The organism is Streptomyces sp. M2CJ-2 (assembly GCF_016757295.1).
Lineage (GTDB): Bacteria > Actinomycetota > Actinomycetes > Streptomycetales > Streptomycetaceae > Streptomyces.
In genome coordinates this window covers 1-18,713 of record NZ_JAESIF010000026.1, presented here as the reverse complement: position 1 = coordinate 18,713, position 18,713 = coordinate 1, and the positions used below count along the sequence as shown (strand labels likewise).

The 18,713-nt window shown below is 73.1% G+C and carries 19 protein-coding genes and 1 tRNA gene; 10 read left to right on the top strand and 10 right to left on the bottom strand.

Going from position 1 to position 18,713, the window contains the following annotated elements; genetic code table 11:
- Positions 1-118: 118 nt before the first annotated feature.
- Positions 119-1,189, top strand: coding sequence for a peptidoglycan-binding protein (locus JL475_RS20270; RefSeq protein WP_307825110.1), 1,071 nt, complete (start codon positions 119-121; stop codon positions 1,187-1,189).
- Between the two features lie 22 nt (positions 1,190-1,211).
- On the opposite strand, the gene JL475_RS20265 is transcribed toward JL475_RS20270, so the two are convergent.
- Complete coding sequence (locus tag JL475_RS20265; RefSeq protein WP_202279208.1) at positions 1,212-1,892, bottom strand: HAD-IA family hydrolase; 681 nt, start codon at positions 1,890-1,892, stop codon at positions 1,212-1,214.
- Positions 1,893-2,148: 256 nt separating this feature from the next.
- Entirely contained in the window at positions 2,149-2,730 is a 582-nt protein-coding gene (locus tag JL475_RS20260; RefSeq protein WP_202279279.1) for a TMEM165/GDT1 family protein, read from the bottom strand.
- A 423-nt stretch (positions 2,731-3,153) separates the two neighbouring features.
- On the opposite strand from JL475_RS20260, the gene JL475_RS20255 reads away from it, so the two are divergent.
- The 4 genes from JL475_RS20255 to JL475_RS20240 all read left to right on the top strand — a co-directional run bounded on the left by JL475_RS20255 (position 3,154) and on the right by JL475_RS20240 (position 7,003).
- Positions 3,154-3,798: an HNH endonuclease family protein gene (locus JL475_RS20255; protein WP_202279207.1), complete on the top strand. Its 645-nt coding sequence runs from the start codon at positions 3,154-3,156 to the stop codon at positions 3,796-3,798.
- Between the two features lie 67 nt (positions 3,799-3,865).
- Positions 3,866-5,578, top strand: coding sequence for an alkaline phosphatase D family protein (locus JL475_RS20250; protein ID WP_202279206.1), 1,713 nt, complete (start codon positions 3,866-3,868; stop codon positions 5,576-5,578).
- A 196-nt stretch (positions 5,579-5,774) separates the two neighbouring features.
- Positions 5,775-6,233 (top strand): DoxX family protein, encoded by a 459-nt coding sequence (locus JL475_RS20245; protein ID WP_202279205.1) that lies wholly within the window; start codon positions 5,775-5,777, stop codon positions 6,231-6,233.
- A 167-nt stretch (positions 6,234-6,400) separates the two neighbouring features.
- A complete protein-coding gene (locus JL475_RS20240; RefSeq protein ID WP_202279204.1) occupies positions 6,401-7,003 on the top strand; it encodes a DedA family protein in 603 nt (200 codons plus the stop codon).
- A gap of 58 nt (positions 7,004-7,061) precedes the next feature.
- Here JL475_RS20240 and JL475_RS20235 read toward each other — a convergent pair whose 3' ends face one another.
- A complete protein-coding gene (locus JL475_RS20235; RefSeq protein WP_202279203.1) occupies positions 7,062-7,301 on the bottom strand; it encodes a DUF2277 domain-containing protein in 240 nt (79 codons plus the stop codon).
- 106 nt (positions 7,302-7,407) lie between these two features.
- Between JL475_RS20235 and JL475_RS20230 the strand changes: the two genes are divergently transcribed.
- Positions 7,408-7,761, top strand: a complete 354-nt coding sequence (locus tag JL475_RS20230; protein WP_202279202.1) for a hypothetical protein — start codon at positions 7,408-7,410, stop codon at positions 7,759-7,761.
- A gap of 66 nt (positions 7,762-7,827) precedes the next feature.
- Here the strand turns inward: JL475_RS20230 and JL475_RS20225 are convergent.
- A tRNA-Val gene (locus JL475_RS20225) sits at positions 7,828-7,899 on the bottom strand.
- A gap of 430 nt (positions 7,900-8,329) precedes the next feature.
- Between JL475_RS20225 and JL475_RS20220 the strand changes: the two genes are divergently transcribed.
- A complete protein-coding gene (locus JL475_RS20220) occupies positions 8,330-9,625 on the top strand; it encodes a hypothetical protein (RefSeq protein WP_237407705.1) in 1,296 nt (431 codons plus the stop codon).
- Positions 9,626-9,720: 95 nt separating this feature from the next.
- Positions 9,721-9,939: a zinc ribbon domain-containing protein gene (locus tag JL475_RS20215; protein ID WP_202279200.1), complete on the top strand. Its 219-nt coding sequence runs from the start codon at positions 9,721-9,723 to the stop codon at positions 9,937-9,939.
- A gap of 223 nt (positions 9,940-10,162) precedes the next feature.
- Here the strand turns inward: JL475_RS20215 and JL475_RS20210 are convergent, their stop codons facing one another.
- The 5 genes from JL475_RS20210 to JL475_RS20190 form a co-directional block, all read right to left on the bottom strand.
- Positions 10,163-11,110, bottom strand: coding sequence for an NADP-dependent oxidoreductase (locus JL475_RS20210; protein ID WP_202279199.1), 948 nt, complete (start codon positions 11,108-11,110; stop codon positions 10,163-10,165).
- A gap of 124 nt (positions 11,111-11,234) precedes the next feature.
- A complete protein-coding gene (locus JL475_RS20205) occupies positions 11,235-11,867 on the bottom strand; it encodes a TetR/AcrR family transcriptional regulator (protein ID WP_202279198.1) in 633 nt (210 codons plus the stop codon).
- A 77-nt stretch (positions 11,868-11,944) separates the two neighbouring features.
- On the bottom strand, positions 11,945-12,757 hold the full coding sequence (locus tag JL475_RS20200) for an HAD family hydrolase (protein WP_202279197.1): 813 nt from the start codon (positions 12,755-12,757) through the stop codon (positions 11,945-11,947).
- Positions 12,757-15,360 carry a phosphoribosyltransferase gene (locus JL475_RS20195; RefSeq protein ID WP_307825114.1) on the bottom strand — a complete coding sequence of 868 codons (2,604 nt, stop codon included), beginning with the start codon at positions 15,358-15,360 and terminating at the stop codon, positions 12,757-12,759. The genes JL475_RS20200 and JL475_RS20195 overlap by 1 nt, the downstream gene beginning before the upstream one ends.
- Positions 15,361-15,420: 60 nt before the next feature.
- Entirely contained in the window at positions 15,421-16,587 is a 1,167-nt protein-coding gene (locus tag JL475_RS20190; protein ID WP_202279195.1) for an HpcH/HpaI aldolase/citrate lyase family protein, read from the bottom strand.
- Between the two features lie 184 nt (positions 16,588-16,771).
- Between JL475_RS20190 and JL475_RS20185 the strand changes: the two genes are divergently transcribed.
- Positions 16,772-17,698, top strand: coding sequence for a TerD family protein (locus JL475_RS20185; RefSeq protein ID WP_202279194.1), 927 nt, complete (start codon positions 16,772-16,774; stop codon positions 17,696-17,698).
- A gap of 37 nt (positions 17,699-17,735) precedes the next feature.
- On the opposite strand, the gene JL475_RS20180 is transcribed toward JL475_RS20185, so the two are convergent.
- Positions 17,736-18,473 (bottom strand): Tellurium resistance, encoded by a 738-nt coding sequence (locus tag JL475_RS20180; protein ID WP_202279193.1) that lies wholly within the window; start codon positions 18,471-18,473, stop codon positions 17,736-17,738.
- 44 nt (positions 18,474-18,517) lie between these two features.
- On the opposite strand from JL475_RS20180, the gene JL475_RS40130 reads away from it, so the two are divergent.
- On the top strand, positions 18,518-18,713 hold a 196-nt coding region (locus tag JL475_RS40130; RefSeq protein ID WP_237407703.1), incomplete at its 3' end, for a hypothetical protein.

Sequence of the window (18,713 nt, the reverse complement as noted above, 5' to 3'; positions counted from 1 at the left end):
GGGAACCCCGTGTCCGGAGTGCGGTGCACCCAGGAACAGGGACAACACGCCGTCCTGCGCCTGCGGTCCGCGTGCGTCCGACGCCCTCCGCGACGCCCGTACGGCTCAGGCGGCAGCGGTGGAGGACTTCCATCCGCTGCGCATACGCCCATACGTGGAGTTCGACGACGGAACGCCGGCGACTGCGCCGAATGCCGCACCGGGGCACGACGCCGCGCCCGAGCACGCCCCCGAGCCGGAAGCCGGACAAGGGGCCGCGCCCCCCACCCCGGCCGAGGACCGACCGGACGCGCCGCCGGCCGCCGACGCGACCATGCAACTGCGCGCCGTCCCGCCGGACGCGACATCCGTGCCCCCCTCCGCCACACCCGGGCCCGCAACCGGTCCCACCCCCGCGCCCACACCGCTCGCCGCGCCGCTCGCGCCGCCCACGACCGAGCCGAGCACCACCGACCTCCACCTGTTCGAGGCCACCCGCCCGACCCGGACGGTGCCCGCCGCGGCGGGGCCGGCCACGGGCCCGGGCCCGGACGACGGGGGACCACCCCCCGGGGGCCGCCGCCGTCGCCGTGCCGCGCTGCTCGCGGCCGCCGGGGCCGTCGTGGCGGTGGCCGGGGCCGCCGGGTGGGCGAGCGGGCTGTTCGCGTACGAGGCACCGTCCCGGGACGGTGCGCTGCCGGACGACGTGCGGGTGAGCGTGCCGGACGTCCCGTCGGCCTCGCCCTCGGCCTCGGCCTCGCCGTCCGAGGGCACGGACCCGGCGGCATCACCGTCACTCCTGGTCTCGGCCTCGGCCTCGCCGTCCGAGAACGCGAGCCCGTCGGCGTCGGAGTCGGTCTCGGTGTCGGAGTCCAGCGCTTCGGCGACCCCGTCGGACACGGCGGAGCCGTCGTCGGCCGCGCCGACCACCGCCCCGGCCGAAGCCCTCGAGGAGGGGACGGACGAGGAGGAGCGCGAAGTCACCGGTGCCGTGCTGCGCCGCGGCGACCACGGGCCGGAGGTCGTCGAACTCCAGCAGCGCCTGCGCCAGTTGCACCTGTACAACAGCGAGATCCACGGCCGGTTCAACCGCCGGGTGGAGGACGCCCTGCGCACCTACCAGTGGTCCCGGGGCATCAGGGGCGACGAACTGGGCGTGTACGGACCGGAGACCCGGAGCCGGCTGGAGTCGGAGACCCGGGAGCCGTAGACCGGCGGGCCGGGCGCGAGCGTCACGCGCCCGCGCCTCCGGCTCCGGTGACGTGCAGCAGCAGCGTGCCGTCCGCCTCGCGCTCGACCCGCACCTGGGTCAGGTCCCGTACGGCCACGTCCGGGGCGTGGAATCCGGCGCGGGGGCCGACCCCGACGACCCGCATCCCGGCCGCGCGCCCCGCGGCGATGCCCGCCCCGGAGTCCTCGAAGACCACGCAGTCGGCAGGGTCGACGCCCAGCTCCGCCGCGCCCTTGAGGAAGCCCTCGGGGTCGGGCTTGCTCGCGCCGACGGACTCGGCGGTCACCCGCACCTCGGGCAGTGCCAGCCCGGCGGCGGCCATCCGGGCCGTGGAGAGGGCGACGTCGGCCGAGGTCACCAGCGCGTGCGGCAGACCGTCGAGCGAGGCGAGGAAGTCACGGGCGCCCGGAATCTCGACGACGCCCTCGGTGTCCGAGGTCTCCTCGGCGAGCATGCGCGCGTTGTCGGCGTGGTTCTGCGCCATCGGCCTGTTCGGCAGCAGCAGCGCCATCGAGGCGTAGCCCTGCCGCCCGTGCACGACCTTCATGACCTCGTCCCCGTCGAGCCCGTGCCGCTCGGCCCAGCGCCGCCAGACGCGCTCGACCGAGGCGTCCGAGTTGACGAGGGTGCCGTCCATGTCCAGCAGGAGGGCGCGGGCGGTGAGTACGGCGGTGGCCGTCATCGGCAACTCCAAAGCGCGGGGGTGGGGCCGGGCCCGGGTGCGGGCCGGGAGTGGGGCCCGGAGGAGACAAGGCGGCCCCGCCCGCCGGTCAGGGAGAACGGGCGGGAGCCACTTTGTTCATCCACGGTACAAAACATGCCCGGCATCCCGCCAGCCCCTCCGCCAACCGTTCACCATTCGTTGGCCCCGCCGCTCCCGCACCCCTTCCCGGGAACCGCGTGCCGGGCACCCGATCCCCGGGCGACCCCCGGGCCGATCAGCCGGTGACCGCCTCCCACAGGCTCCACACCCCGAGCCCCAGCATCAGCAGCGCCGCGATCCGCGTGATCAGCTTCAGCGGCACCCGCTTCATCAGGGCCTTCCCGCCGACGATGCCCAGCCCGGCCACCGCCCACAGCGCGAGCACCGCACCCAGGCCGACGGAGAGCGGGTCGTCGTAACGGGCGGCGAGGTTGGCCGTCATGATCTGGGTGAGATCGCCGAACTCGGCGACCAGGATGAGCATGAAGCCCGCCCCGGACACCTTCCAGAAGGACTGGTTCTCCGGCTTGCGGATCTCCTCCTCTTCCTCGTCCTTCCTGAACAGCAGCACCGCCGCACCGCCGAGGAAGAGCACACCCGTGATCGCGCTCACGAGCTGCTGCGGCAGCAGGGTGAGCACGCTTCCCGCCGCCACCGCGAGCGCGACGTGCACCGCGAAGGCGGCGGCGACACCGGCGAAGACGTAGGAGGCCCGGTAACGGGTGCCGAGGACGAGGCCGGCGAGCGCGGTCTTGTCCGGCAGCTCGGCCAGGAAGACGACGCCGAACACGACGGCCGTCACGGTCAGGTTGATCAACGGTTCCTCGATCGGTCGGGGCTGCCCCACCGAGAGTGCTGTGCGTTCGCGGACACCTCGGCACGGCAGCACACATGGCACCCGCGCCGAGAGGCACGGGTGGTGCACTGCTTGCCGAAGGTCTCGCCGGCCGACCCCTGCGGGACCTGCCTCCGGGCGCCGGCTCAGACGGGGCTGAGCAGTATGTCGACGGTCCGGCGAAGGGCTACTCCCCCTCTGCGCCGTCCATGGTACGCGAGGCGCCGCGGGCCGTCTGTGCCCGCGGACACATCACACCCGCACCACATCCGCACCGCCCCGACCCTAGACATGTCATGGGCGCGTCATTAACTTCTCACCCGACCCACCCCTCCCCGTAACACCACGAGCCGAGCATTCCCCTGCCCGCACTTCAACGGACCCGCCCCACAAGGGAGTTCGCACATGCCGAAGTTCTACGCGCGTCGACGACTGAGCATGGTCGCGGCGCTCACCGGACTCATCGCCTCCGCCGGAATGCTCAACGGCCCGAGCGCCTCCGCCGCCCTCCCCACCCCGGTCAGCGCCTCCACCGCCCGTACCTACCTCGCCTCGCTGCCCGTCTCCACCGAGGTCCGCACCGGCTACAACCGCGACCTCTTCCCCCACTGGATCACCGTCAGCGGCACCTGCAACACCCGCGAGACGATCCTCAAGCGCGACGGCACGAACGTCGTCACCGACTCCTCCTGCGCGGCCACCAGCGGCAGTTGGTACTCCCCGTACGACGGCGCCACCTGGACCGCCGCCTCCGACGTCGACATCGACCACGTCGTCCCGCTCGCCGAGGCCTGGGACTCCGGCGCCCGGAACTGGAGCACCTCCCAGCGCCAGGCCTTCGCCAACGACCTGACCCGTCCGCAGCTGCTCGCGGTCACGGACAACGTCAACCAGGCCAAGGGCGACAAGGACCCCGCGGAGTGGATGCCGTCCCGCACCGCCTACCGCTGCACCTATGTGCGCGCCTGGGTGCAGGTGAAGTACTACTACAACCTGTCGGTCGACTCGACCGAGAAGTCCGCCCTCCAGGGGTACCTCGCGAGCTGCTGAGCGCCGGGTTCTCCCCGCCGGCCTCCGTCGCTGCGTACCGTACGGGGCGACGGAGGAAGGGGGCACCATGGCCGCACTGCGCCTCGGGCCACTGCTGAGGTACGTCGACGGTTCGTCCGCGACCGTCTGGGTCGAGACGAGCCGGCCGGGCACCGCCGAGGTGCGCTGCGCGGACGGGTCCGGCGGGACGGCCCGCACCTTCCAGGTCGCGGGCCACCACTACGCGCTGGTCGAGGTGACCGGCCTGACCCCGGGCACGGCGACGCCGTACGAGGTGTTCCTGGACGACAGACGGGTGTGGCCGCTGCCCGGGGAGGAACCCTTCCGGTCCCTCCCGCCCTCCGTCATCGCCACCCCCGCTCCCGCCACCGGCCCCGGCCTGCGCGTCGCCTTCGGCTCCTGCCACTGGGCGGCCCCGCCGACCGGCGAGCACGACCCGGTCGGCCCCGACGCGCTGCACGCCCTGGCCACCCGCATCGCGGCCGACCCGGACGGGGAGCGGCCCGACGTGCTGCTCCTCCTGGGCGACCAGGTGTACGCCGACGAGACCTCCGACGCGACCCGCGCCTACCTCGCCGCCCGCCGCGACCTCGAGGACCCCCCGGGCGGCGAGGTGGCGGACTACGAGGAGTACACCCACCTCTACGACGAGTCCTGGCTCGACCCCCCGGTGCGCTGGCTGCTGTCCACCGTCCCCACGTTCATGATCTTCGACGACCACGACGTCGTCGACGACTGGAACACCTCCGCCTCCTGGGTCGCCGACATGCGCGCCACCTCCTGGTGGGGGGAGCGGGTGCACAGCGGCCTGATGTCGTACTGGGTGTACCAGCACCTGGGCAACCTCTCCCCGCGTGAGCTGGCGGCGGACCCCTTGTACGCGTCCGTCCGGGAGAGCCCCGACGGTACGGAGGCGCTGCGTGCCTTCGCCGCCGGGGCCGAGGCGGACTCGGCCTCCACCCGCTGGAGCTACCGGCGCGACTTCGGCCGGGTGCGGCTGCTGATGGTGGACAGCAGGGCGGCCCGCGTCCTGACGGAGGGCGAGCGTTCGATGCTCGACCCGGGCGAGGCGGCGTGGCTGCGCGACCAGGTACGGGACGGGCGCGGTTCGTACGACCACCTCCTCATCGGTACGTCCCTGCCCTGGCTGCTGCCGCACCTGGTGCACGACGTCGAGGCGTGGAGTTCCGTGCTGTGCCGGGGCGACAAGGGCCCCCGGTGGGCGCGGTTCGGGGAGCGGCTCCGGCGCGCGGCGGACCTGGAGCACTGGGCGGCGTTCCCGGAGTCCTTCGGAGAGCTGGCGGAGCTGATCGCCGAGGCCGGTACGGGGCCGGACGCCCCGGCGACGGTGTCCGTGCTCTCCGGTGACGTGCACCACGCGTACACGGCCGAGCCGAGCTGGCCGGGGCGGGAGCCGGACGCCCGGGTGACGCAACTGACCTGCTCCCCCGTGCACAACTCCGTTCCCCTGTCGATCCGGCTGGGTTTCCGCTTCGGCTGGAGCGTCGCCGCCCGCGCCCTGGGCCGCGCCTTCGCCCGGCACGGGGGGTCCGGGAAGCCGCCGGTCACGTGGCGCAGGACGGGCGGGCCCTGGTTCGGCAACCAGCTCATGACGCTGACGCTGCGGGGGCGTTCGGCGGTGCTGCGGCTGGACCACGCACGCGCGGAAAAGCCGAGGGAGACGAGGCCGGAAACCGGAAGCGGACGGCGGACGGGGGCGCGGCTGAGGACGGTGACGGAGGTCCGGCTGAGTGATCAGCGGGGGAGTGCGGCCGGATGATGCGACGTCAGAATCCGTAAGCGGCACGCGGGTCGACTGCGAGTCGACCGTGACACGGGGCGTGGGTTCGGTCACACCGTTGAACGCGCGGGTGGGGGCGGAGCCGTATTCACGTGCGGCGGCGGACGGCCGGCCTTTCCAGGAAGGCGGTTCCCCGTGGCCGCATGGTGAACTCGCGAGAAGGAGACCTCCCCCCATGTCCGGACGCCTCGACAGCGCCCAGCCGTACGCCCTCGGCCTGTTCCGGATCGTCGTCGGGCTGCTGTTCGCCTGCCACGGCGCCGTCGCACTGCTCGGTGTGCTCGGCGGCGCGGACGGAAAGGGCGGCACCGTCGCGCTCGGCGCCTGGCCCAACTGGTACGCGGCCGTGATCGAACTCGTCGGCGGCAGCCTGGTCCTGCTCGGACTCGGCACCCGGGCCGCCGCGTTCATCTCGTCCGGTGCCATGGCCTACGCCTACTTCAGCGTGCACCAGCCCAAAGCCCTGTGGCCCGTCCAGAACGACGGCGAGGGCGCGGCCATGTACTGCTGGGCCATGTTCCTGCTGGTGTTCACCGGCTCCGGCGCCTTCGGCCTGGACCGGCTGTTCACCCGGCGCACCCGTGCCCGCGCCGCGCAGCCGGAGCCGACGGAGCAGGCCCCGGTCGCCGCCTGACGGCCCGGCGGTCCGGGACACGAACTCCGGGCACCGGGCACACGAACCTCCCGTGACCTTTCCGTCACATCCCCGGCGTAGGCTGGTCGGTTGTCAAGGCCACCCCTGCCGCTCCCCCCGCGCCGACGCGGCACGGTCTGGCCCACGGGGGAGCCTGGGGAGTTCGGGTGGAGAGTTTCGGGTCGCTGGTCGGCAGTCCATGGGTCTATGCGGTGGTGGCCCTCTCGGTCCTGCTCGACGTGTTCCTGCCGGTGCTGCCGAGCGGGGTCCTGGTGATCACGGCGGCCACGGCCGCCGCCGCGGGCACCACGACCGACGTGCCCGACATCCTGGCGCTGATCCTCTGCGCCGCCACCGCCTCCGTCCTGGGCGACCTGGTCGCCTGGCGCATCGCCTGGCGCGGCGGCGTCCGTCTGGACCGGGCGATCGCCCGGTCCCGCCGGCTGACCGGCGCGCAGGAACGTCTCGGCTCGGCGCTGGCCCGAGGCGGTGGCGGCCTGGTCGTCCTCGCCCGTTTCGCCCCGGCGGGCCGCTCGCTGGTCTCGCTCGGCGCGGGCGCCGCCCGCCGCCGGGCCCGCGAGTTCCTGCCCTGGTCGGCGCTGGCGGGCCTGTCCTGGGCCGCCTACAGCGTGGCCATCGGCTACTTCGGCGCCCACTGGCTGGGCGCGTCCTGGCTCGCCACCGCGGTGTCGGTCGGCGCGCTGTTCGCGGCGGGCGCGGGAGCGACCTACCTGGTGCGCCGGCACCCGGTACCGGCGGAGGCCTCGTAGGGACGGGCTCGGCCTGGGCGTCGCGGGGGGCCGGGGCCGCCCGCTCACCCCGCCCCGCTCACCCCGCCTCCCGCGCCGCGCTCGCGCCCGTGCCGCGCACCTCCAGGCCGTCCAGCAGTTCGGCCGTGGCCTCGGCGATCGCGTCCACGGCCCGGTCGAAGACCTCGCGGTTGTGGGCGGCCGGAGCCCGGAAGCCGGACACCTTCCGCACGTACTGCAGGGCGGCGGCCCGGATCTCGTCCTCGGTGGCCTCCTCGGGCAGGGCGGGCGGACGCAGGGTCTTGATACTCCGGCACATGCCCTGAGTCTCGCCCCTCCGGGCCCCTGCGGGCCACCAGGGTGAACCACCGGTGAGCCCCTCGAGCAACTCGCCACCCAAAATCGAACAGGCGTATCATCGGGGTGTGGCTGCGACCTATGACTTTCCGAGTGATCTCCTCGCCGGTCAGGAGGAGTTGCGTCAGGTCCAGGCCGAGCTGTCGGCCCTGTTGAAGCGGCTTCCCTGGTCGGTCGAGCCCCTCGACGGATTCAGCGACGACACCGGTTGGCGCCCGGTCGAGCGCTCCGCCTCCCCCGGCTGGACCGACGACGAACAGGCCGAGGTGGAGAAGCTGCGGCGCCGGGAGCACGAGCTGGTGGTGTTCGTCAGCACCCATCGCTACTGGGCCGAACTCACCGGCGCCGACCGGGTCCGCGCCCGCTCCCGGCTGAAGCACACCCATGAGAACCCGCCGGACGACACGGAGCAGTCCCCGTGAGGACGCCGCCGCCCACAGCGAGAAGGGCCTCCGGAACGCCTCCGGAGGCCCTTGATCGTCACGCGGTGGGCGCGGACGGTTTCGAACCGCCGACATCCTGCTTGTAAGGCAGGCGCTCTACCCCTGAGCTACGCACCCGGGACCCGGACGCACCGCCCGAGCCGAATCGACAGCCTACATGGCCCGGGGCGCGGTCCGGCAAACGCCCGTCCCGACGGCGGCCCGGCACCCTGCCACCGGGGTTCCTCCGGGGCGCCCCGTGACGACACCGGTTCCCCTGTGCCGAACCTCCACACCGGCGACGGAAGTCTCACGGTCCGTACGGCGAACCGACCGACCCGTGTGTTCGATCTCCACCGGTGGGACAATGGCACCGGCAGGGCGAACGACAGTACGGGAGAGGGATGTGACGGCGACACCAGAGCAGCCGTACTCGCCGTCGAGACCACGCGTGCAGCGCACGCGTGGTGTTCTGTCTCCTCCCTCGTGGCCACGCCTTCGCACGGTGCGCCTTCACCCGGTGCGCCTTCGCCGGGCGGCCGGTCCGCTCCGGGACACGCTCGCCCTGATGACCCTGCCGCTGGTGGCGGCGCCGGCGCTGGCCGCCGCGTTCGCCGGTGGCGGTACCCGGCGCTGGTTCGGCGGGCGGGCCGAGAACCAGCGGGCCGAGGCTCAGGCCGCCAAGGACGCGGCGGCGGCCGCGTTCTACGAGCTCGACACCGCCCAGCGGGACCTGCGGATCTCCATCGAGACGATCATCGCCGTCGACAGCTCCCCCGCCGCCCGCCGGGCCGTCGCCGACTTCGAGGCGCTCGGCCGCCGTATCGACGAGGCCAGCCACCAGTACATCGAGGCCGTCGACGCCCATGATCTGGACCGCGACGACCTGGAGACCTCGGTCGCCTCCCGGGCCCGCACCGAGCTGACCGCCGCCAAGGGCGAGCTCGACCGGGTCAAGCGGGAACTGGACCGCTTCACCGACGGACTGGGCCCCCTCCTCGGCAAGGCCGAGACCCAGCTGGCCCGGCTCGCGCCCGCCGTGGAGCGTGCCCGGCAGGCCCTGCTCGCCGCGTCGAACGCGCTGGACACCGCCCGCGGGTCGGGGCTGCGGGCCGACGACCTCGCCGCCCGGCTCGCCGCGCTCTCCCCGGAGCTGACCAAGCTGAACCAGGGTGCCGGGCAGCACGGTGTGCCGCAGACCCTGGAGCGGGCCGAGCAGGTCACGCGCCAGGCCGAGGCCGTCCGCGCGGAGGCCGACCGGCTGCCGGAGCGGGCCGCCGAGACCGACCGCCGGCTGGTCTCCCTGCGGACCCGCGCCCAGGCCCTCACCACCCGGTCCGCACAGGTGGAACCGGTCCTCAGCGAGTTGCGCCGCCGCTTCACCGCCGCCTGCTGGCAGGACCTGCAGCGCGTCCCCGAGGTGGCCGCGGAGAACGTGCGCCAGGCCGAGGGCAGGCTCGCCGAGGCGAGAACCGCGCGCGAGGAACAGCGCTGGGCGGACGCGACCGCCCTGCTGTCGACCGTACGGGCGCTGTTGAACACGACCGACGAGGCCGTGTCCGCCGCCGGTGACCGGCTGCACCGGCTGAACGCCGTGCAGAAGGACCCCGAGCAGGAGATCGAACGCACCCGCTTCGCCATCCGGGACGCCCAGCGCCTGGCCATGGCCGGCCGCCACACCCCGGACCCGCGCCACGCCCAGCCGCTGGACGCCGCCGTGGCCCGCCTGGACCGGGCCGTCGACGCCCTGGAGGGCCGTCACCCCGACTACTGGCACTTCCTGACGGAGACGGAGGCGGTCCGCGAGTCGGTGGCGCAGGTGGTGGCCCTGATCCGCGAGGACCGCGGCGGCTCCGCGGGCTAGGACCTGACCGGCACGTCGCTCCCGCGCCCCGCTCCCCCACCACGAACGCCCCGCTCCCCCGCCACGGACAGGGGGCGGCCGGTTAGCCTGTGCGCATGCCTCGTTATGAGTACCGCTGCCGGACCTGCGGCGACACCTTCGAACTGAGCCGTCCCATGGCGGAGTCCGCCGCCCCGGCCGACTGTCCGTCGGGACACGACGACACGGTGAAGCTCCTGTCCACGGTCGCCGTGGGCGGTGCCGCCTCCGCCCCGGCCGCCGCACCCCGCGCGGGCGGGGGCGGTGGCTGCTGCGGCGGAGGCTGCTGCGGCTGACGGCCCCTGACCCGGTGGACCGCACCGCACCGCGGTCCACCTCGGGAAACCTTCAGGTCCGGTTCTCCACGTCGTATCGGATCCGTTCGCCTCGTCGGCGCGGCTCTCGACCGCAACGTGGGTCCGTACGACGTCGGCCGGTGGGGACGAGGTGTGCCCCTCGATCACGTCGGTCTCCTCGGAGTTCGGTGATCGCGTGGTGGGGGCCTGGTCGCCGGTCCGCTCAGGTCGGTTCGGCGACCTTGAGGACGACCTTGCCGGTGGTGCGGCCCTGGGCTATCAGATGGTGTGCCTGCGCGGCCTGGGGCAGGGGGAATTCCTTGTCGATGTGCACCGTGAGCCGTCCCTTTCGGACGAGGTCGGTGAGCGCCTCGAGGCCTGCGGCATCGGGGTCGACGAGGTATCCGCGGGCGCGTACCGAGAGTTCGGCGGCGCGCTCGTGCAGTCCGGGAGTCCAGGCGGCCTGCCCGCTGACGAGGATTCCGCCCGGCCGCAGGCATTCGAGCGCCTTGAGCCCGGACTCGCCTCCGAACATCTGGATGACGACGTCCACGTCACGCACTGCGGCAGAGGCGTCGGTGGTGGTGTGGTCGACCGTCTCGTCGGCTCCCAGGCCGGCCAGGAACGCGTGCTTGGCCGCGCGGGCGGTGCCGATGACATGGGCGCCGCGGGCCTTGGCGATCTGGACGGCCAGATGGCCCACGCCGCCCGCCGCACCCGCGATGAGGACCCGCTGCCCCGGTTCGACACGGGCGACCTCGGTGAGCATCTGCCACGCCGTCAGCCCGGCCAGGGGCAGGGCGGCGGCCTGGGCGAAGCTCAGCTCGTCCGGCATGCGGGCGAAATGGCGGGCCGGCGCGGTGGTGTACTCGGCGTAGGCGCCGGCCGCCCGTGGGAACCACGGCATGCCCAGCACGCGGTCGCCCACCTGGAAACGGGTGGTCCCGTAGCCGACTTGCTCCACCACTCCGGCGACATCCCACCCGTTGACGAACGGCAGGTCCAGTACGCGGTTGTAGGCGACGCCCTGGCGCGTATAGACGTCCACCGGGTTGACCCCGGCCGCGACCACCTTGACCAGTACCTCGCCGAACACCGGCTCGGGCGCTTCCGTCTCGACCAGCGCCATGGTCTCGGTACCGCCCCATTCCGCCTGCTGTATCGCACGCATGCTCGACCTCTTCACCCTTCCGCCCGGCACTCCCTGACACCCACGAAAATACATACCGACAGCGTGTATGTAAATGGGAAACGTCGAAGCAGGAGTGGCGAAGGCCGGGTAAGGAGCGGAGCTGCTAATCCTTGTGCGCGCAGCCCGAAGTCGTGCGGCCGGCCGCTCCGGCGAGCAGCAGGTCCAGCTGCGTCAGCGTGTCCCGCAGCGCGGCGCGCTGGTCCTCCGCGCGAGCGATGTCCAGAGCGCTCTCGCAGATCGCGCCGTACAGCAGCGAGGTGAGCGGGGCCAGCGGGCGGGCGGGGATACAGCCCGCCTCGACGGCGACGGCCAGCCCGCTGTGCATCTGCTCCTTGCAGCCGGCCTGGATGTCCCGCAGGGCGACCCAGTCGAGCGCACCCGGCGCTTCGACCAGCGTGATCCGGCGTACGGTCGGCTCGAGGGACGCCTCGAGGAGGGCCTCGCACCCCGCGAACATCCCGTCCCACGGGTCCCGCTCCGCCTGGAACGCCCGCCGGACGACTGCCGCCAGCCCCTTCTGCTCCGCCGTGTACACCTCGCGGAAGATCTGCTCCTTGTTGCTGAAGTGGTGATAGAAGGCGCCGCGCGTCACGCCGGCCCGCTCACAGATCGCCCCCAGTGAGGTGGCCGCGAACCCCTGCTCGGCGAAGAGCTCGCGAGCGGTCGAGAGCAGGGCGTCCGTGGTCGCCTTCGTGCGTTCCTGCTGACTCCGGCGTGACGTCGTGTGCGCGGCCACTGTTCCATCCCCTCTCGGTCTGCCCCCACAGAAACATATAGAGGGCACGTATGAGGGCCTCGCCGAGGTCTCCGGTGTCAGCGGGCGGAGCGGGCCGTGTGCAGGAACTCCCGCAGGATGCGCTCGCCGGCCAGCACCCCGCGCTCGGGCAGTGCCGTGGTCCCGGGGGCCGTCCAGCCGGCGTCGGCCAGTTCGCCGTGGCCGGGACGCCAGCCCCGGTCGGCGGCGAGCAGCAGGTCGGCGTCGAGGAGGGAGTCGCCGGCCGCGAGGGTGAGGTCGGCGCCGGTGCGGCGGGCGACCTCACGCATGGCCGCGCTCTTGGTGAGCGGCTTCGGCACGGCGTAGATCTTGCGGCCCTGCAGGGAGACCGTCCAGCCCCGGTTCTCCGCCCACACGGCGAGTTCCTTCACCCACTCCTCGTCCAGCAGCCGGCGCTCGACGACGAGGTAGGCGAAGAGGTCTTCGGCGACCCGGTGCTTGAGGGTCCAGGCCGGTTCGGCGGTCCGCAGCAGATGGTCCTGCACCTCGGAGAGCGGGGCACACTCGGCGGCGAGGTGTGCTGTCACCCGGGCGTGCCAGTCGGGGTCGGACACGCCGTCGACCAGGAGGTGGCCGCCGTTGGCGCAGATGGCGTAGGCCGGCGGGGGGCCGGGGAGGCTGATGCGCCCGTACTGCTCGCGGGTGCGGGTGGTCGTCGGTACGAACACCGCGCTGTCACCGAGTTCGGCGAGCAGTCCGGCCGCCGTCTCCGTCATGAAGGACAGCGGGCGGCTCTCGTAGACCTCCACGCACAGCAGGCGGGGTGCCTCGGCGTCGGGCCCGGCCAGGGCGAGGGCGCCGGTGGAGTAGATGAGCGTGCGGTCGAGGTCGCTGGCGACGAGGACGGACATCAGCGGGTCACCGCCCTGCCGTCGGCGCCGGTCGCGCCGCGCGTGTACCGGGGGTGGATCAACCCGACGCAGGTGTACGGGAGTCCGTCGGCCTCCTCGACGGGGACGCCCCGCTGTTCGGCCAGCAGCCGGACGTGGTCGAGGTCGCTGCCCGCCCCGGCCCGCGCCAGTATCTTCCAGGGCACCCGGCGCAGCAGCACCCGGGTGGTCTCGCCGACGCCGGGCTTGACGAGGTTCACGTCGTGGATGCCGTACTCCTCGCTGATGCGTTCGACGGCGGCCCAGCCCTCCCAGGTGGGGGTGCGGTCGGTGGCGAGCAGTTCCTTGGCCTGGGCGCAGGCGGCGTCCGTGACCTCGGGGAAGCGGGCGGAGACGGCGTCCAGGAAGGCCACCGAGGCGTCCGCGTCGGCGAGTTCGCGGTAGAACTTGGCGCCGTGGAAGTCGTCCGGGCCGACCAGGTCGGCCCGTAGCACGGTGCGTGAGACGAGGCCGGAGACGGTCGAGTTGAGGCAGGCGGAGGGGATCAGGTAGTCCTCGCGGGTGCCGTAGGTCCGTACGCAGGAGCCGGGGTCGGCCAGCACCGCGATCTCCGGGTCGAAGCCGGTGACGCCGTGGGTCTTCTCGAACTCCTGGACGGCCTGGGCGAGTTCACGGGTGATGGCGCCCTTGCCGGTCCAGCCGTCGACGAAGACGACGTCCCGGGGGTCGTGGTGCTCGGCCAGCCAGCGCAGTGCGTTGGCGTCGATGCCGCGGCCGCGGACGATGGAGACGGCGTAGTGCGGGAGGTCGAGCCGGTGCCGGTGCTGGGCCCAGCGGCGCATCAGGATGCCGACGGGGGTGCCGGCGCGGGCCAGGGAGACCAGGACCGGACGGGGTGACCTCTCGGCGAGGACGGTCTCGGTGACCACGCCGACCGCGTGGGCGAGGCGGGCCGCCGAGGTCTTGAGGGCCGCGTGGAACAGCTGCTGGTACTGCTCGCTCGGCTGGTACTCGACGGGCAGCGACTCGGCGTAGTGCGCGCCGCCGCTCTGGATGGCCTCCTCGCGCTCCTCGGTCGGCGCCTCCAGGGTGACGTCCGAGAGGTCCTGGAGCAGCCAGCCGACCTCCTCGGGCGCGTACGAGGAGAAGGCAGGGCCGCGGAGGGGCTCGGGCAGCATGGAGGCGGGCCTTTCGAGGGCGTCGGGTCCGGCGGGCGCGTCGAGTACGTCGGATCCGTCAGGGGGCGCGGGGACGTACGACGGTATGACCGCGAGGAGGACCTGCGGGGTGTGCGCGGCGAGCTCGGCCAGCAGACCGCCGGGCGCGTGCAGCGCGGGGGTGTCGGCGGCCGAGTCGACGACCGCGACGACGGCGTCGAAGCCGGCGCCCGCGACGTTGTAGGCGTAGCGCTCGCCGGGGCCGTCGGCGGGGTCGTCGTGGGCGGGGAAGACCAGCCGGGTGCGTATCGCGTAGCCGGGGTCGTCGACGGCGAGGACGGGTGAGCGGGTGGTGGTCGAGAAGCGCACCTCGGGGCCGGTCGCCCCGGCCGGCGCCCGCTCCGGCCGCTGCCCCGGTTCCTGTTCCAGCTTCTGTTCCAGCGCGTGGGCGAGGCGGAGCGGGGCGTACATCAGCTCCTCGAAGCCGAGGACGAGAATGCGGCCGCGGCGGGCGCCGTCGGGGAGTGCCTCCGCGAGGCGGGCCGCCATGTCGGGGAGTGCGTTCTCCAGGCGGGCGCGGTGCGCGGGGGTGAAGCCGTGCCGCCCGCCGTCGGGAAGGCCGGAAGGCCAGCACAGATCCACGCGCGTGAGCTTGCCGTCCGGGTGCGGGCCGTCCTGGGCCGACGGCACCGCGGTCGACCGACCGCTCCCCGTGGCGCTCTCGTACCGCGCCACCAGTTCCTGTCCCTTCTCCAGGACGCCCTCCGGCAACCGCACCGTGCCCGAGACGGTCGTCACCAGGTCGATCCGCGCCCCGATCGCGCGGGCGAACCCGTCCAGCCGCCCGGCGTCGGCGGGCGAGCGCATGTCGACCAGGGCGACCACCACGTACCGCTGCCGGGGATGGCGTGCGTGCAGGTCGCGGATGGTGTTCAGGACCGTGTTGCCGGTGGAGAACTCGTCGTCGACCAGGACCAGCGGCCCGTCCCCGGCCAGCAGCCCGGGGTCCTCGGGGAGCAGCAGGTGCGAGGTCGCGTGGGAGTGGGACTCCTCGAAACCGCCCGCCGTGGCCACCCCGGGGACCGGGCGGCGGGTGGAGTACAGACAGGGGGCCGCGCCCAGGCCGTCGGCGACCGAGTGGCCGAGGCCGGTCGCGGTCTCCGCGTACCCGAGGACCACGGCCCGGTGGGCCTGTTCGCCCAGCAGTTCGCGGACCCGGCGGCCGAGGGCCACACCGTGGCCGTACACGACGGACGGCGGGCTGGGGACGTGCTTGCCGAGGACGTTGGACACCAGCAGGTGGGCCCGCTTGGGGTTGCGGCGCAGGGCCAGGCCCAGCAACCCGGTCAGCCGGTCGTCGCCGGCCAGTTCGACGCCGAGCCGCTCCGCGACCCAGCTCCCGGACCAGACACTCCCGCCGGTCGTTCCCTCACCGGTCGGCGACCCGTCGCGCGCCTCACGGCGCACTGCCTCGTTCACTGCCTTCTCACTGCCCTCTCCTGAGCCTCTCGCCGTCGCTCCGGTACGTCACTCCGCCAGGCCTGCCGCGAGCAGTTCCACGAACCCGATGTCCTCGTTGGCGACGCCGAAGACCTCGGCGCGCAGCAGGGTCCGCTCGGCCCAGGCGCGGTGCGGCTTCACCTCGTTCATCTTGTTCGTGTACGCCGACCTCAGGACGCCCCCGCCGTCGCGTTCCGGCCGGAGGATGTCCTGCGCGTCGCTGTACTCCTCGTGGCTGACGACGGACAGCGCGTGCACGGGCAGCACGTGCGAGGGGTGGATGCAGGTCTTGCCCTGCAGTCCGTTGGCCCGGTCGAGGGAGATCTCCCGCAACAGGCCGTCCATGGCGTGCTCGATCAGTGTCGCGCGCAGTTCCACGGCCTGTACCTCCAGGAAGGGGCTCTGCCGCAGTTGTGGCTTGAACATGCGTTCCTGGACCCGGAAGTACTCCCAGACCGGTCCCGTCACGGTGAATCCGGTGCCGTCGGCGCGGGCCAGCATGTTCACCACGTCGGCGATCACGGAGGCGACGATCTGGATGTCGTAGGCGGTCATGTCGGGGCCGCGGCGCAGCCCGTACGGGGAGCAGAAGTCGGTCACGCCGAGGCGCAGGGCGAGGACCCGGTCGCGGTACTTGTCGACCGCGCGGAGGATGCCTTCGAGGGTCTCCACGCGCGTCTCGCGGTAGAGCAGCTCCGGTGACTCCAGTACCGGCATGGCGAAGAGGCGGTGTCCGCTCTCGGCCTCGGTGAGGGCGAGGGCCTCCAGGAAGGGCACGCCGCGTTCCTCGGTGAACTTCGGCAGGACGAATCCGGACAGCAGCGGGAGGGCGGGACCGAGACGCCGGACGAGGTCCGGTATCTGGTCGGGGGTCCGGACCCGGATGAACAGCAGCGGCAGATCGGCCGCCGGCCGGGCGGTCAGGTCGGCGAACTGGCGGACGAGGTTCGCCTCGCCGACGAGCACGTCCTCGTCGCCGATGGAGTCCTCGAGGCACAGCACCATCGAGACCACTCCGCGCCCGGCCTGCTTGACGATGTCGTCGGCGAGCCGGGGGCGGGTCGCGGGGCTGTACAGCGTGGCACCGAGGGCCGTGGAGAGCAGCTGGGCCGGTGACTCCTGCGTGAACACGCCCGGATCCCGGTGGAAGAGACGTTTCCGCACCGCCGGGGCGATCTGTCCGAAGTGACGCATTGAACTCCCCCGTGGCCGTTGGGCATGCTGTGGAATGTCGGAAGGTGGCCGGTAATAGTACGTACGGAACGATGTCGGCGGTTCCCGCCCGGTGTGAACTCCGGGTGTCCCGACCGTGTCGTTCCCATACCGTCTCGCTACCCCCGCATTGTCGTGACCAGGACGGAGAGGGCAGGATGACCGCATGACGCACGCCATGCTGAAGGGGTCGAACGTCCCGCTCCAAGCCACCACGGTACGCGCCGTCCTGCGCTGGTCCCCGGGGCAGGGTGTGCCGGACGTGGACGCGTCCGCGCTGCTCCTGGGGCTCGACGACCGAGTGCGCTCGGACGAGGACTTCGTCTTCTACAACCAGCCCCGGCACCCGTCCGGCACGGTGTGGCGGCTCGGCAAGAAGCGGGTCGCCGAGGGGCTGACCGACACGATCCAGACGGACCTCGACGGGGTCGAGGACGGCGTGGGGCGGATCCTGCTGGTGGCGTCGGCGGACGGCGTCACCTTCGACCAGGTGCACACGCTGCGCATCCTGCTGTTCGACGCGCAGACGCCCGACGCGGAGCCGCTGGCGTACTTCGACGTCAAGCCGGAGACGGGCCAGGAGACGGCGCTGATCTGCGGTGAGCTGTACCGGCGCGGGGAGGGCTGGAAGTTCCGGGCGCTCGGCGAGGGCTACTCGAACGGGCTGAAGGGCCTGGCGACGGACTTCGGCATCTCGGTGGACGAGTCGGAGGCGGCGCAGGACCCCTCGGCCGCCGACCCGGGTCGGCCGGACACGTCCGCCGCGACCGGGGCCCCGGTCCGTCCCGACGCACTGACCCAACTGCAGGCGCCGGCCGCGGCGGACCTGTCCGGGCCGCTGCCGCCCGAGCAGCCGGCGGGGGTGCCGGTCCAGCCCGCGTACGGGTATCCGCCGCAGCAGCCCCCGGCCGCGCAGCCGGCGTACGGCTACCCGCAGCCGACCGGGCGGCCCGCCTACGGCTACCCGCAGACGTCACCCGCGGCGGCCGCGACGGGAGCGCCGTCCGGCTACGGCTACCCGCCCCCCGCGCCCGGCGCCCCCGATCCCGACTTCCGCCTGCCCCCGCAGGGGCCGCAGTTCATCGGACGGTAGGCCCCGGCACGGGTGGGGCCCCAGCGCGGATGGACCCCTAACGGTCCACCTTCGACTTGAAGCCGCGGCCCCACTGCAGGCCCCACCCGTACAGCCGGTCGAGCTCCGCCTGGAAGCCGTAGACGAACTTCACCTCGCGGTGGACCACGATCTCGCCCTTGACGTTCTCGATCATCACCACCGCGCAGGAGCGGGCCTGTGGATGGCGTTCGTCCAGGCCGATCTCGATCCGCGGGCCGTTGCTCGGGAACAGCGTGACGACGGCGTGCGTACGGTCGAACGCGGGCGTCTGGTCGTAGATGTACGCGAAGACCAGCAGGCGTTTGATGTGCTCGCGCTGGTCCAGGTTGACGTAGATCGTCTCCCCGGACGCCGAGCCGAACCGGTCGTCACCGCTGAGCTTGACGTACGGCGCCGCGTTGACGTCGCCGAGGAAGCCGCCGAGCGGCTGGACCACGCCCTTGGTGCCGTCCTGGAGCTCGTACAGGCAGCCCAGGTCCAGGTCGACGTTGACCATGCTCTGGCTGTGGGCGACGACCTCCGGGGGCTTGAGCGCCTTGAGCGGGTGCCGCAGCAGGCTCTCCCGCTGGGCGCCGCCCAGGTCGGAGGTCCGCATCCGCCAGCTCAGGTTGATCCGCAGATGGCCGTTGGCCGCGCCCTGTTTGGTCAGGGACACCTGCGTGTGCCGTTTGGTCAGCTCGATGGCGTTGGTGGCCGCGTTGCCCGAGTCGAAGGCTGCCTCTTTCCCGCGCCACAGTCCGTCCAGAAAGCCCATTCCCGCCCCAAGTCCGCTCGTGGAACCCCGCCGGCCCCGCTGCCGTGCCGTCCCGCTGCTGTGCCGTCCCGCTGTTCGGCCGTCCCCGCAACGGCCGACGGGGCGGCCCCGAGGAGTGGTTCCTCGACGGCCGCCCCGAACAGAGCGTTCCTCACGCGGAGGGCTGTCACACCCCGGACGAGACCTCGGTCTTCTCCGGGGTCCCCCCGGCCGCCGCGATCGCCTTGTTGCGGCGCACGG

Coding starts and splice junctions, on each gene's coding strand:
- JL475_RS20255 (WP_202279207.1), top strand. CDS start 3,154: ATGCCGAAGTTCTACGCGCGTCGACGACTGAGCATGGTCGCGGCGCTC.
- JL475_RS20265 (WP_202279208.1), bottom strand. CDS start 1,892: ATGACGGCCACCGCCGTACTCACCGCCCGCGCCCTCCTGCTGGACATG.
- JL475_RS20235 (WP_202279203.1), bottom strand. CDS start 7,301: ATGTGCCGGAGTATCAAGACCCTGCGTCCGCCCGCCCTGCCCGAGGAG.
- JL475_RS20210 (WP_202279199.1), bottom strand. CDS start 11,110: ATGCGTGCGATACAGCAGGCGGAATGGGGCGGTACCGAGACCATGGCG.
- JL475_RS20200 (WP_202279197.1), bottom strand. CDS start 12,757: ATGTCCGTCCTCGTCGCCAGCGACCTCGACCGCACGCTCATCTACTCC.
- JL475_RS20185 (WP_202279194.1), top strand. CDS start 16,772: ATGACGCACGCCATGCTGAAGGGGTCGAACGTCCCGCTCCAAGCCACC.
- JL475_RS20180 (WP_202279193.1), bottom strand. CDS start 18,473: ATGGGCTTTCTGGACGGACTGTGGCGCGGGAAAGAGGCAGCCTTCGAC.
- JL475_RS20215 (WP_202279200.1), top strand. CDS start 9,721: ATGCCTCGTTATGAGTACCGCTGCCGGACCTGCGGCGACACCTTCGAA.
- JL475_RS20190 (WP_202279195.1), bottom strand. CDS start 16,587: ATGCGTCACTTCGGACAGATCGCCCCGGCGGTGCGGAAACGTCTCTTC.
- JL475_RS20245 (WP_202279205.1), top strand. CDS start 5,775: ATGTCCGGACGCCTCGACAGCGCCCAGCCGTACGCCCTCGGCCTGTTC.
- JL475_RS20220 (WP_237407705.1), top strand. CDS start 8,330: ATGACCCTGCCGCTGGTGGCGGCGCCGGCGCTGGCCGCCGCGTTCGCC.
- JL475_RS20250 (WP_202279206.1), top strand. CDS start 3,866: ATGGCCGCACTGCGCCTCGGGCCACTGCTGAGGTACGTCGACGGTTCG.